The organism is Nostoc sp. CMAA1605 (genome assembly GCF_021596505.1).
Lineage (GTDB): Bacteria > Cyanobacteriota > Cyanobacteriia > Cyanobacteriales > Nostocaceae > Trichormus.
The window spans coordinates 17,005-30,811 of the sequence record NZ_PJIZ01000093.1; the positions used below are offsets into that span (position 1 = coordinate 17,005).

A 13,807-nucleotide genomic window follows, 5' to 3' on the forward strand; every position below is an offset into this window, starting at 1 on the left:
CCCCAACTAAGAGGAGAAAATACAATGGCTAGAGTAATTTTTTATAGCAAACCTGGTTGTAAAGGTGGTACTCGTCAGAAAGTTTTGTTAACTGCGGCAGGACATGAAGTCATAGCTTATGATTTACTGAGTGAACCTTGGACAGTAGAACGTCTGCGGTCATTTTTTGGCGATCGCCCTGTTAGTCAGTGGTTTAATCCTTCTTCACCCAAGATTAAGTCCGGTGAAATTGTTCCTGAAAAATTAGACGAACAAACCGCTTTATTCTTGATGTTACGCGATCCTCTGTTAATTCGTCGTCCTTTAATTCAAGTAGGCGATCGCCGTGAAGTTGGTTTTGATGTGGAAACACTTGATGCGTGGATTGGCTTAAAACCCGTAGACGAATCTTTTCGCGCAATGGCTGAAAATCTCATGAGTCAAGATTTACAAGGCTGCGCCCACGGTGGTCACGGTCACAGTGATGCACATCACCACGATCATCAAGGTAATTGCAACCATCACTCCCAGCAAGAACATAACCACCAACGTTCTCATCATTAAATATTTCGTAACAACCAATGTAGAGACGTAGCAATGCTATGTCTCTACAAACGTTGCGAATAAATAACAAAATAAATCATTCCCAATCCCCAATCCCCAGCGAAGCACTGAGCTTGTCGAAGTGTCCCCAACCCCTAATCAATAGTCACATTTTGAAACATAGGTGTACTCAAATAGCGTTCACCAAAGGAAGGCTGAATCATGACAATGAGCTTTCCTTGGTTTTCTGGACGTTTACCGACTTGAATAGCTGCACACAAAGCCGCACCAGAGGAAATACCGGAAAGTAAGCCTTCTTCTTTGGCTAAACGCCGTCCATAACTCATGGCTTGGTCGTCGCTGACTCTAATCACCTCATCTACCAGTTCCAAACGCAGAACATCGGGAACAAAGCCTGCGCCAATCCCTTGAATTTTATGCGAACCTGCTTCACCACCGGAGAGGACAGGACTGTTGCTAGGTTCAACTGCGATCGCCTGAAAACTGGGTTTGCGTTGTTTAATTACCTCTGCAATTCCGGTAATTGTTCCTCCAGTTCCGACCCCTGCAATTACCATGTCTACTTCGCCGTCTGTATCCGTCCAAATTTCTTCGGCGGTAGTTTCTCTGTGAATTTTCGGGTTAGCTGAGTTGCGGAATTGTTGCAGCATATAAGCATTAGGTGTGTTGGCTGCAATTTCTTCGGCTTTGCGAATTGCACCCTTCATTCCTTCCGTACCTGGTGTTAATTCTAAAGTCGCACCATAGGCTTTAAGCATGGCGCGTCTTTCTTGACTCATGGTTTCTGGCATAGTCAAAATTAATTTATAACCACGAGCTGCTGCTACCATTGCCAAAGCAATTCCCGTGTTTCCCGAAGTCGGTTCTACTAAAATCGTTTTTCCTGGTGTAATTAAACCCTCTGCTTCCGCCGAAAGGATCATACTTACCCCAATTCGGTCTTTTACAGAAGCAGCCGGATTCATACTTTCTAATTTGACCACTATTCTGGCCACTACTCCTTCAGTTTGAGGAATTTTATTTAATTGCACTAGAGGAGTTCTACCAATAAGTTCAGTTACATCCTGCGCGATTCGCATGAAATTACTCCCAAAAAATTACATTTAGAGATATTTACAATACTCAGCTTATAACAATGAGCTTAGATGTATTGAATTTATTGATATGTCTATGTGTGAGCGTGAGGAATGTAATCTCAATAAAGCACAGTATCAGTAAATAAAAAAGCTATTTAATGACATTTATTTAATAATTATTTTTTTAAGATTTTTTAGTTACTTAAGTTACATTATTGTTCCAAAATATAATTAAGCCTCTAGTCTCAAAGCAAATGTTTTTACTAAATAAATCTCGCAAACAATAAAAAATTAACCATATTTTAAATCTTGATAATAAGTACAGATATCTTAACTTATTTGCTAAAAATTAATGTTATTTTATCCTTGATTGATATATCATACTCACCAATTAAATAGATTTTGCTTGAGTACAAATTTTTGAGCTAAACTACTCAAGCTAAATTACCTTGAACTATCAGCCCAAGTAGCTTTGCATCTAATTATATAAATACCAGAACCCCATCTGCTTAATGCTAGTACCTCTTCCCGAAAATACTAGTACCCTTACCCCAAATTATTTTTGTAATCCTTGCTATACAATCATTTGAGAAATTGAGTACAAAATTAATAAACTTAATAATCTTGATCTGTTCCTCATAAACTATGGGCAGAAACTGCAACTGATATAAAACTTATAGGATTTACGCAGAGATTCCCCTCTACCCCCCGAAATTCAATGGGTAAAACCAAAGAACAAGGGGGGACTTCTTAATCACAATAAAGTGATTGAGTTAACTGCGATCGACAAATAAATCCATTTCTAATAACGCTGAGATTTAATATGGAATCTCAAGCATTAGCAGTTTGCTCTTATGATTTTTTTGTATTTTAAACATCTTTATTATCCAAATTATATCTCGATTTTATGACTATTAACGTATGAAATTATTACGATATTTAATTTTCTAGTGCTAACTACCTAGCAAGGGGAGCTAAGATGAAACCTAAACTGTTAAACGTTCTCACAGTTTGTCTAGTTGCTTTAGCAGTCATATCTCCTGGGCTAGTAGTCTTGAGTTTAGTTTGGGAAAAACACACAGAGTTCGTTAGAACACAGAAATTCAACCCTGATATTAATAAAATTAGTCCAATCAATTCTCAATCAAGTAGTGATCATAAATCATCTTCATCTCAAATTGTTACCCCACTACCTCCTCATCAAAATATGAATCAAGTGGTAACTATTACCGACACTTATAAACTTGCTATTATCATTCAATGGTTTATTGTCTTAATTCCTATTTTTGTCGGCTTGGGAATCATTATTCATGATCGATATATTTTGTACCGAGCATCGATATTAAAAGAACAGGTAGAAATGTTAGAAAGACTGTGGCAGCAAAGTATAGAGCAATAAAATATTTATCCAAAAACCATCAATTTTTAACTAGATATCGAGTTCTTTCTAAACATAAGTTATTCACATCATTATTGAGGAAAAATCCCCATGAGCGAAGTAACAGAATCACGCCAGACTTCTTACTTTAGCCTAATCGATGAATTGTTACAATGCCCCAATGGTCAAGAACCAGAAATTCTAGAAGCCCATAAGGATTTAATTGATGCTAATTTTGTAGAGACAATCGTACAAGTAGCAACTGCATTTGCCCATCAGGGTAATCAGGACGGCTCAAAGTTTCTATTTTTTCTAGCTCGTCAATTAGCAAAAAATTTAGGGCTATATCCTGATCTTCAACAATCTACAACAATTAATTCTGAAGCTGCAAATCAGGAGTAATTATGCTACTTACCGCAACTGATGCTGGACACATAGCATTAGAATTCTTGTTAGCAGACTGGAACATTTTAGAAGAATACAGGGATTGGTTTGCTATTTTAAATTCACGCTTAGTAGGAGAGACTTGGTACATTGTCGAATTAGCAGTACCTGGATTCCCTGACCGATGGTACATTCAAGTATACGATACAGGTGAGTGTGATCCTAATTATACTTTCAAGTCACCACTCAATGGTTCTGATGGATTTTTAGACTTAGGGAATGTCCCTGAAATTATAGCCGAAATCTTAGTTTCAGAGCGAAAATCCAGATAGATAATTTGCCGTGTGTATAATAAAATTTTCGCCATTAAAATCAAGAAAAAATACTAATCTACCAAGCAGAAGTGTTGAGATGTAAGGAATAAAAATTACATCTCAATTTTTATATTTTAAGTCCATTTATATTTCAAATAAATTAACTATTATTGTCATAATCATATAACAAATATGTGTTATATTAAGTGTAGTGATGGACGCTACAAAAATATCAATTGCAATGATTGCGGAAGATATATTAGCTAAAGAATTTACGAGAGTTGTCACTCAATATTACCCAAAAATCGGGGAATTATTAGACGGGTGTTATGTGAAAGTAATCACCTGTTTTTGGGGACGACCTGCTAGACGCTTGCAATATATAGGCATTTATTGTTCTGATGATATGCTTCCTCATATGCAAGCACACAAAGAAATACTGCGAGAACTAGCAGAAAATATGGGGTTAGTACAAGTAGTTTGCATGAATGCTAAACGATTATTGCGAGATCCGTTGTCAAAGCTTAGAGACAGTGACCCACGTTTATGGTTGGAGTTGCAAATGGTAGCAAAATAGAGGCATTGGATATAAATGGTACCTGATGTTTCAGCTTTTAGCTTGTTTGTACAACTCTGCTCACACATCCAAAATTATGATGACCCAATAGTGTCTGTCTCTAAGTATCCCTGTATCTTAATTGTCAATACATCTCCTGCTGTATAGACATGACAGAAGAAAAGCAGCGAAAATCGAGCCTCAAATAACTTAGTGGTGTGGAGAATTTCATTTTGATGCGCCTTCATCTGTGTAGAAGAAAGCTACAATAAATCGTTCAGGTCAGCAAGGTCATTCTTTATCAGCCATAAATTCAGCCAGACAGTACCAGCTAATTCAGTAAAATCCAGCCACAATGGTTCTACCGTTCATAAAGTTATTGTGTGGAACCAAGTTTAGGTAAAGACCAATTAAATTAAAAACTTCATCAATTTGGCGATGTAGTTAAATCTCCGAAGTAAAATCCTCAATTTCAAGACGAATTACATCTAGGTACATTAGCGTTAGAACCTACCTTATTGACTAAGTACACGAATCATGAGAGTTGGCCGCGCTACAACCAAGAGGTTAGAAAATTATGTCTAAAATAAACCAGCTTCCTCCTGATGATTTGCCACCCACTGGGGTGACAAAAGAGGATGGAATGCTGCATCTAGAACTTGAACAGTCTATTGGCAGATGCTTTTATCTGGCTTGCGATCGGATAACTCAAGCACTATTATCTAGCTGCCAGTGGTATCTCACCAAAAAAGACACAATGTTAATGCTAGTGATTGACTGTCCTGATATCGTCTCCTACTGGCACATAGTCAGCAACATTCCACAACTAGGTAATAGGCTAGAAAGATTTACTACTAATGCCAAGATTCGCGTTTACCCTCCTTTCGGTAAGGGTGGCCCATTGGAAATTAGTGTCAATGAAATTTCTGCCTATCGAGATTGGTTATAGACTGCTCAATAATCTTGTTGGCATCATTACACCCAGTTTTTCAGTACAAGACTGGGTTTTTTGCTTTCTATCCCTGCTCTGTCACTCTCCGAAAACTTTTGCCATTTCTGAATTCTAGAGCTTTTGTATAACAGGCGTTTGCGCGATTATTTTCTAATAACAAATACAAGACCAACTTTTTTCTAAAAGTATAGCTTGTATTGATTGCCTCATAGGGCTTCTAGCGATTTCCCTCCCGGAATTTGAATTAGAGCTAAAATTAAATCTTCATCGCTGCCAGTATACTGTTCTTGTATAAGCTTTTCCATCCAGTAAGAAAATTTCGGATCTTCTTGACTCAACCAATTAGGGAATATGACACTATACCAGTAATACTCAGTTACAGATAGGTTCTTTTGCTGACAAAATTTTTCTATTTCTACTTCAGATAAATTAACAATTGATTTAATCTCATATATGTAAGCTTGAATATCGTAATAAAATTCATTCATTGAGAAACTCTATTAAAAATCGTTTCTTATCAAGCAGCTCATTTTTATATTTAGATAGTCTAATTCCAATTTCTTTAATCCTAGATGCCAACTTAGGTTCTATAAATAAAGCTTTCTTTTTTAGAAATGGCAACCTGGGTTTAATCTCACTAGCCTGTAGTCGAGTCCTCTTTGCCGTCAATTAACATCTCCATTAGGGTTGATTTCGTTAATTCTATACCATTTTCCATCTCAACTATCTTCTTGAATCAAACAAAAATACCCCCCATTTCTGGGAGGCATTTTTTATTTAACTAAGCTTATTTGACTTCAGTTGAAGAATTAGCCGTGGATAGCAGGTGCGCTGATAGCAACAGGAGCAACTTCACCAGCAGCCAAGTCTAGGGGGAAGTTGTGAGCGTTACGCTCGTGCATTACTTCCATACCTAAGTTAGCGCGGTTGATGATGTCTGCCCAGGTGTTGATGACGCGACCTTGGGAGTCAATCACTGATTGGTTGAAGTTGAAGCCGTTGAGGTTGAACGCCATTGTGCTTACGCCCAATGCTGTGAACCAAATCCCGATTACAGGCCATGCTGCTAGGAAGAAGTGCAAGGAACGGCTGTTGTTGAAGGACGCGTATTGGAAGATTAAGCGACCGAAGTAGCCGTGTGCTGCTACGATGTTGTAGGTTTCTTCTTCTTGTCCGAATTTGTATCCGTAGTTTTGGGATTCGTTTTCGGTTGTTTCACGAACTAAGGAAGAGGTCACTAAGGAACCGTGCATTGCGGAGAACAAGCTACCACCGAATACACCAGCTACTCCTAACATATGGAAGGGGTGCATCAGGATGTTGTGTTCTGCTTGGAACACGATCATGAAGTTGAAGGTTCCGGAGATTCCCAAGGGCATACCGTCAGAGAAGGAGCCTTGTCCGATGGGGTAGATCAGGAATACTGCGGTTGCTGCTGCTACTGGTGCGGAGAATGCTAGGCAGATCCAAGGACGCATTCCTAAGCGGTAGGATAGTTCCCACTCACGTCCGAGGTAGCAGAATACGCCGATCAGGAAGTGGAATACTACTAACTGGTAAGGGCCACCGTTGTACAACCACTCGTCTAAGGATGCTGCTTCCCAAATTGGGTAGAAGTGTAGACCAATAGCGTTGGAGGAGGGAACAACTGCACCGGAGATGATGTTGTTTCCGTACATTAAGGAACCTGCTACTGGTTCGCGGATACCATCGATGTCTACTGGTGGTGCGGCGATGAAGGCGATGATGAAGCAGGTGGTTGCAGCTAGCAAGGTGGGGATCATTAATACGCCGAACCAACCGATGTATAGGCGGTTGTTGGTGCTGGTGATCCACTCGCAGAACTGCTCCCATACGTTTGCGCTCTTGCGCTGTTGTAAGGTTGCTGTCATTTTTTTATGATTGCGTTTTGGTTGATGTATGTATCAGGCGGTTTTGTTTTTGCCTGTGAGTATAATCTACACTACTTTACAAAAGTTAATCAAGTCCTCAGAATTTTGTAAACGCAATACTTGCTATTAGTTTTACTTATGATTTTTATACCCCTACACCCTTTTCAAGAATATGAGCCGATACTTGGCATTTTGTTAACTCATTTACGAGGCGATGGGCTTGGTGTTTGTAGAGAGGATACTGTAGTGTAGCGGGTAATTGATTCATGAATGTGCGAGCAAGATACATATCGCAGCCAGATATGCGGGAAATTAAGGCTGCACCTTCAAAAACTGCTTCTTGTGAGACGGCTTTTTCGACTCGCACTAAGCATTGACGAGGTAACATAGTCCCCCGTTCTATTCGTTGTAATCCTTCAATGGTGGCTAAAACTATTAAGCGATCGCCTACAACTAACCTAAGATCATCAGAGGGCATAAACTTCGGTGTGCGCTGGCTATTTCTTGCGTGAAGAACTGGTACTACGCCATAACCATAGGCAATTTCTGCTAATAATCGCCCATTGAGAGTATCGTTAGTTTCAATTTGATATTCGGTGACTAGAGTAGTTTGGTTATGTAAGCGAAAGAGATTGAGAATATTTTCCCCAAAAGCTGCACCCACAAACGCCTCAGCCGCTAGTTCGTATACTCCCAAAACCCTCGCATGAGGGAGTAATTTAGCAATATTCTGACTAAAACGGGGGTCAACGGTGCGAATTACGATGCAGGCTTTGGGATTGACTGCATAGGTCATCAAGGCAATTTCTAAGTTTGTCACCTCATTATCTGTCACCACAACTACACTTTTGGCAGTGGCAAGATTGACTCTCTGTAAAGCATTTTTGATATTACCCACAATTAGGGGCATGGGTGGCAGTAAACTGGGGTCTACATCATGGGGGTGGACTCCTACCAAGGGTTGCTTTAATTCTTGCAGGAGGTGCGCTACTAGTTTTCCTACTCTTCCCAAACCAATCAACACTATATGATCTGATTTAGGTATAGGTAAACGACGGATGGAAAACTGAAATCTAGCAGCTAAGATACGCTCAGTCATCACTGCATAGAGAATCCCGACAAATACCGTACCTGCTACAGTCTGAGCAATGCTGAATAAATGTAGCCACCAAGAAATCGGAAATGACTGTTCTATGCCGCCGAATATATCACCATAGCCGCCTAGACTAAGAATTAGCGAGATATTTAGAGCAGATTGCCAACTTAATTGGGGATATTGCAGTTTATAAAGGAATGTGCCGCCAAAAAATAAACTCATCATCACCAAACAACTCATCAAAGCTACACGACGAGTTTGGCTACTCTCTACCCAAAATTGAATCAGCTGCTCACGCAGATTTGTTTTGGTGATAGTTGACAATACAGTCTGCCAAAGATGCTTGATGTGATTAGCTGGTTTTTGGGAACGAGAAACTAGATTTTCCGTGGCTTCAATATAAGTGATAATGTCTCCTGGATGGATGGCAGTATCTGCATCCCATTGATAGAATGTCTGCGCTGGGGATTCTCCGGCTCGGTTGTGGGTGAGGATGCGGCGATGACTGGTGTTGAGTTCGTAAAGTTGCCAACAATTGCGCCAACGATGTCCCACATCAATAGAAACTTGCATCACTTTGAGAAAATAATTTTCTAAAGTGAAAAAGCCTGTGGTTTCACTTCCCAAAGCAGCTAAGGCAAAACTTTTAGCGGGTAACTGCGTAGCTTCAAAGGCGACAAAATTACCCAGACTTTCACTGAGTAAATCATTGAGGTTTTCTTGGGAGGAACGAATGACAAGACGGATATCGGGATTGAGCGATCGCGCTGCAAAAGCCCCAGCAATGTTAACGCGCTCATCACTTGTTACCATCAGAATGGCTCGACATTGGCGAATTTGCGCCTGTTCGAGTATTTTTGTTTGACAACAATCACCGATTACTAAGTTGTCAATTGCATCTGGTAAACCAGGAATTTCCCAGCTTTGACGATGAACCGCCTCAATCGCGTTAACTTTTACCCCAAACTCCTTGAGAGATAATACGCAATATTGCCCCAAATTGCCCAACCCACACACCAAGAAAGTGTCAGCATTGATGACATTTTGTCCCATTTGCAAGGCTGATTTTAGTCCATATCAAATTTACAATTTTTTAGCGCGCAAGTAATGTAACAACAAATGAAGCAGTAGAGCGTACCCATGAATGATGGTCTAATATTTTACCGTAGGCTTTTAGTAAAAAATTTTCTCCAGTTACAGAATTAATACCAAACCGATGCTTCAACTATTGCAAATAAGTATTTGCAGTGTTTTTCACTAAAATTGCGAATTTAACTGAATTTTTGGAGATATTAAAAAGGTATCAGGGTATGATTTCTCAAGATTGTAATGCCGTTGATTTTGTGGATGAACTGCTCAGAAAAATCAGAATCAAAGAAAAACAGCTAAAAATTGCCAGGGCATCTAATATGAATTATGTTGCAGCAGCAATAGAAAGTCAGCTATTAGATTTAAAAAATCAGCTATCAGATTCACAAGATGAGCCAGAATTGAACGCATTGATGAATTTATTAGAAGAGTTTTAATTTTAGTCAATAGTCATTAGTCATTAGTCATTAGTCATTAGTCATTAGTCATTAGTCATTAGTCATTAGTCATTAGTTTTTCTCCTCTTCTATCTTGTCTACCTTCCAGTCCCCAGTCCCCAGTCCCCAGTCCCCAGTCCCCAGTCCCCAGTCGCCATTCCCCCTGCCCCCTGCCCCCTGCCCAATTCCCGATGCCTAGTCCCCGTGAAGGCTAAAATAGGAATCTACGTGAACTTGTTGAATTTAATATTATGACTGCTGCTACGAGCGTAAAAACTGAGTATGAAGCGATTATTGGCTTGGAAACCCACTGTCAGCTGAGTACAAATACCAAGATTTTCTCTACTAGCTCTACAGCCTTTGGTGCTGACCCCAATACTAATATTGACCCAGTGTGTATGGGTTTACCAGGGGTTTTGCCTGTACTTAACCAAAAAGTTCTAGAATATGCTGTGAAGGCAGGATTGGCATTAAATTGTCAAATCGCTAGGTATAGCAAATTTGACCGTAAACAATATTTTTACCCTGATTTACCGAAAAATTATCAAATTTCTCAATACGACCTCCCCATTGCAGAACATGGTTGGTTAGAGATTGAATTAGTAGATGCAGACGGGAATCCCACGCGTAAACGTATTGGGATTACGCGTTTACATATGGAAGAAGACGCAGGGAAATTAGTCCACGCTGGGAGCGATCGCTTATCTGGTTCTACCTATTCTCTGGTAGATTACAATCGTGCAGGTGTGCCATTAGTGGAAATTGTCTCTGAACCAGATATCCGTTCAGGACAAGAAGCAGCTGAGTACGCCCAAGAATTACGGCGGATTTTGCGCTATCTCGGTGTCAGCGATGGCAATATGCAAGAAGGTTCTCTACGTTGTGATGTGAATATTTCCATTCGTCCCGTAGGACAAAAAGAATTTGGTACGAAGGTAGAAATCAAAAATATGAACTCCTTCAACGCCATTCAACGCGCCATTGAGTACGAAATTGAACGTCAAATTGCCGCCGTAGAAACTGGAGAACGTATCATCCAAGAAACCCGTCTCTGGGAAGAAGGCTCACAACGTACCATCAGTATGCGGAGTAAGGAAGGTTCTAGCGATTATCGCTATTTTCCTGAACCAGACTTAGCACCCATTGAAGTGTCAGAAGCACAATTAAATCAATGGCGCAGTCAAATTCCAGAACTCCCAGCCCAAAAACGCCACCGCTACGAAAGTGAACTAGGGCTTTCGGCCTACGATACAAGGGTTTTAACAGAAGAAAGTAGCGCATCTGCTTATTTTGAAGCTGTAATTGCTAGTGGTGCTAATCCTAAAACCGCCGCCAACTGGATTACTCAAGATATCGCCGCCTACCTGAACAAGCAAAAACTCAGTATTACTGAGATTGGTTTAACACCCGCCAATTTAGCTGAGGTAATTAAGCTGATTGAAAGTGGCAAAATTAGTAACGCCCAAGCTAAACAAAAGTTACCAGACTTACTAACTGGCTTGTCTCCTGAAAAAGCTTTTGCAGGCCAAGAGCTAATTACAGATCCTAGTGTATTAGAACCCATCGTTGAGGAAGTAATTGCAGCCAACCCCAAAGAACTAGAAAAATATCGTAGCGGTAACATCAACCTCAAAGGCTTCTTTGTTGGTCAAGTTTTGAAAAAGACCAATAAACGTGCTGATCCTAAAATTACCAACGAATTGGTAGAAAAGAAACTCAATGGTTGATGAGTTAGCAAATACTTGAGTTTGTGGGGTGTGTAAGTATCAGTGATTTCTTGGTATTTCTTGGATTACTCAAACTGACGCACCCTATTTACTAAAGATTTTTTAATTTTACTGTTTTTAATTGGAGGATTTTATAGGTTATCCCTCTTCTGTCACTCTCCGAAAACTTTTGCCATTTCTGAATTCTAGAGCTTTTGTATAACAGGCGTTTGCGCGATTATTTTCTAATAATAAATACAAGACCAACTTTTTTCTAATAGAATAGCTTGTATTGATTGCCTCATAGGGCTTCTAGCGATTGCCCTCCCGGAAAGTGACATAAGAGGGATAAATGAATTCAATCTCAACGGTTGCCTAATGCAGCTATTTGTTCGCGGTATTCGATGCGATTTACCCAATCTTCAGGCCAAGCTGACATCCCTAAATAAGCCCCAGCAAAAGCTCCAGTCAAACAAGCAATTGAATCAGAATCGCCTGCTGTGACGGCTGCACGATGCAGGGCGGCTAATGGTTGTTCGGGGAAGAATAAGAAACATAAAAGTCCTGTGGCGAATGCCTCCTCGGCTATCCAACCCTCACCTGTGGCTAGACAGGGGTCAGTTTCACGGTTGGGGTTAACTAAAGCGGTGTTCAGTCTCTCTAAAATGGCGAAACATTCATCCCAGCCACGACTAATAAATTCTTCTGGGGTATTGATATAGGGTTGTTGCCACAAATCACCTAACCAATCAGCATGGTAGATTAAGCGTTGACTTAAAGCATATTCATACAGTTGAGTAGGTAAATCTTGGGGTGTACATCCTTGAATGAGAAAAGCGATCGCAGTTGCGGTTAAATCTGAAGCCGCCAATGCTGTAGGATGACCGTGGGTAAGTGCAGCTTGAAATTGGGCAATAGCTGCTCGCTTTGTTTTGTCTAGTTGCAACAAACCCACAGGTGCAACCCGCATATTTGCACCACAACCTTTAGAATTCTTTCTGGTGGCTTGTTGCCAAGGTATTCCTGTTTCTAGCTCTTGACAAGACCTTAAACAAGTTAGACCAGGGGCGCGATTATTATCGGGACTGTGTAACCATTTGATAAACGCATTTCTGAGGGTGGCTTCTAAATTAGATACATTCAAATTTGTTTCAGCTTTAATTAATGCCTGCCCTACTGCTAACATCATTTGAGTATCATCAGTCACCAGTGCGGGATTGCCTGAAATTTCTTGTGGCCCATGCGGTGGAAAGCGACGGCAAATTTCCTCTACTGTTAAAAATTCTGTAGCAGCACCCACGCATCGCCAAAAGCTAGCCCAAACAAACATCCAGAAGCACGACGCATAATTAATTCAAAATTCAAAAAATTTAATACTACGTAGAATACTTAATAAAAATCAAACTATACAAAGGAGAATCAAACAGATAATATCACTTTACCCCTGCCCCCTGCTCCCTGCCATCTTCCCAAGATTACCCGTAGATTCTCTGCCACAAGGAAGTAATTTACTGCTCAAGACGGCAAACACCACTTTAGCATTACGGTTCACCCTAATTACTCAAGGTATTAATTCTCATAAATTAGACAGAGTAAAAGCAGTTTAATCAATGAACCAACTAGAAACATACTTTAAAATTAACCGACCCATCCATTGTTCGGGAAACCACCCTTCATGGACTGGCTACATAAGCTCAGTATATATATCAGCGTAACTTGGGTTTGTAACTCCAAGACAACCAACAAAAAGGTGAGCAATGCTGAACTAACTGCTTTTTCATCTAGTTGGTTCAAAGATTAAGTCCTTTATATTCCCATTCATTCATTTGTAGTTATACGGAGCCAGCACCTAAAATGGCAAAAGTAGTTGGAATTGACTTAGGTACAACTAACTCCTGCGTCGCAGTAATGGAAGGTGGTACACCCACGGTTATTGCTAACGCTGAAGGGTTTCGCACCACTCCCTCAGTAGTAGCGTTTGCGAAAAATGGCGACACCTTGGTAGGACAAATCGCCAAGCGTCAAGCAGTGATGAACCCAGAAAACACTTTCTACTCTGTAAAGCGTTTTATTGGTCGTCGCTTTGATGAAGTTACCAACGAAGCTACAGAGGTTTCTTACAAAGTCCTCAGCAGTGGCGGTAATGTCAAGTTAGATTCCTCTGGTAAACAGTTTGCACCAGAAGAAATTTCTGCGAAAGTTCTCCGTAAATTAGTAGAAGACGCAAGCAAATATCTCGGCGAAACCGTTACCCAAGCTGTAATCACCGTTCCCGCCTACTTCAACGACTCCCAACGCCAAGCCACCAAGGACGCTGGTAAAATTGCTGGGATTGAAGTATTACGGATTATCAACGAACCTACAGCCGCTTCTCTAGCTTACGG

14 protein-coding genes are annotated in these 13,807 nt (G+C 40.3%); 9 read left to right on the top strand and 5 right to left on the bottom strand.

Annotated features, from left to right (window positions below; genetic code table 11):
• Window positions 1–24: 24 nt before the first annotated feature.
• Entirely contained in the window at window positions 25–543 is a 519-nt protein-coding gene (locus tag CV014_RS23950; protein ID WP_236144311.1) for an ArsC/Spx/MgsR family protein, read from the top strand.
• Window positions 544–677: 134 nt separating this feature from the next.
• Here CV014_RS23950 and cysK read toward each other — a convergent pair whose 3' ends face one another.
• Window positions 678–1,622 (bottom strand): cysteine synthase A, encoded by a 945-nt coding sequence (cysK, locus tag CV014_RS23955; RefSeq protein ID WP_236144312.1) that lies wholly within the window; start codon window positions 1,620–1,622, stop codon window positions 678–680.
• Between the two features lie 976 nt (window positions 1,623–2,598).
• Here cysK and CV014_RS23960 point away from each other — a divergent pair.
• The 5 genes from CV014_RS23960 (at window position 2,599) to CV014_RS23980 (ending at window position 5,200) form a co-directional block, all read left to right on the top strand.
• The gene (locus CV014_RS23960; RefSeq protein WP_236144313.1) at window positions 2,599–3,018 is read left to right on the top strand and encodes a hypothetical protein; all 420 of its coding nucleotides are present in this window, start codon (window positions 2,599–2,601) and stop codon (window positions 3,016–3,018) included.
• Between the two features lie 90 nt (window positions 3,019–3,108).
• Window positions 3,109–3,399 (top strand): hypothetical protein, encoded by a 291-nt coding sequence (locus CV014_RS23965; protein ID WP_236144314.1) that lies wholly within the window; start codon window positions 3,109–3,111, stop codon window positions 3,397–3,399.
• A gap of 2 nt (window positions 3,400–3,401) precedes the next feature.
• Window positions 3,402–3,713, top strand: a complete 312-nt coding sequence (locus tag CV014_RS23970) for a hypothetical protein (protein ID WP_236144315.1) — start codon at window positions 3,402–3,404, stop codon at window positions 3,711–3,713.
• A gap of 196 nt (window positions 3,714–3,909) precedes the next feature.
• Window positions 3,910–4,272 carry a hypothetical protein gene (locus CV014_RS23975; RefSeq protein ID WP_236144316.1) on the top strand — a complete coding sequence of 121 codons (363 nt, stop codon included), beginning with the start codon at window positions 3,910–3,912 and terminating at the stop codon, window positions 4,270–4,272.
• Window positions 4,273–4,828: 556 nt separating this feature from the next.
• On the top strand, window positions 4,829–5,200 hold the full coding sequence (locus CV014_RS23980) for a hypothetical protein (protein WP_103140875.1): 372 nt from the start codon (window positions 4,829–4,831) through the stop codon (window positions 5,198–5,200).
• Window positions 5,201–5,409: 209 nt separating this feature from the next.
• Here the strand turns inward: CV014_RS23980 and CV014_RS23985 are convergent, their stop codons facing one another.
• The 3 genes from CV014_RS23985 to CV014_RS23995 all read right to left on the bottom strand — a co-directional run bounded on the left by CV014_RS23985 (window position 5,410) and on the right by CV014_RS23995 (window position 9,244).
• Complete coding sequence (locus CV014_RS23985) at window positions 5,410–5,691, bottom strand: hypothetical protein (protein WP_236144317.1); 282 nt, start codon at window positions 5,689–5,691, stop codon at window positions 5,410–5,412.
• Between the two features lie 321 nt (window positions 5,692–6,012).
• Window positions 6,013–7,095, bottom strand: a complete 1,083-nt coding sequence (gene psbA, locus CV014_RS23990; protein ID WP_236144318.1) for a photosystem II q(b) protein — start codon at window positions 7,093–7,095, stop codon at window positions 6,013–6,015.
• A 145-nt stretch (window positions 7,096–7,240) separates the two neighbouring features.
• Entirely contained in the window at window positions 7,241–9,244 is a 2,004-nt protein-coding gene (locus CV014_RS23995; protein ID WP_236144319.1) for an NAD-binding protein, read from the bottom strand.
• Between the two features lie 194 nt (window positions 9,245–9,438).
• Between CV014_RS23995 and CV014_RS24000 the strand changes: the two genes are divergently transcribed.
• Together CV014_RS24000 and gatB are read left to right on the top strand one after the other, a co-directional pair.
• Window positions 9,439–9,717: a hypothetical protein gene (locus CV014_RS24000; protein ID WP_236144320.1), complete on the top strand. Its 279-nt coding sequence runs from the start codon at window positions 9,439–9,441 to the stop codon at window positions 9,715–9,717.
• A gap of 251 nt (window positions 9,718–9,968) precedes the next feature.
• Window positions 9,969–11,444: an Asp-tRNA(Asn)/Glu-tRNA(Gln) amidotransferase subunit GatB gene (gene gatB, locus CV014_RS24005; protein WP_236144321.1), complete on the top strand. Its 1,476-nt coding sequence runs from the start codon at window positions 9,969–9,971 to the stop codon at window positions 11,442–11,444.
• Window positions 11,445–11,787: 343 nt separating this feature from the next.
• Here gatB and CV014_RS24010 read toward each other — a convergent pair whose 3' ends face one another.
• Window positions 11,788–12,753, bottom strand: a complete 966-nt coding sequence (locus CV014_RS24010) for an ADP-ribosylglycohydrolase family protein (RefSeq protein WP_236144322.1) — start codon at window positions 12,751–12,753, stop codon at window positions 11,788–11,790.
• 524 nt (window positions 12,754–13,277) lie between these two features.
• Between CV014_RS24010 and CV014_RS24015 the strand changes: the two genes are divergently transcribed.
• The coding region (locus CV014_RS24015; RefSeq protein WP_236144323.1) for an Hsp70 family protein at window positions 13,278–13,807 on the top strand (530 nt) is incomplete at its 3' end.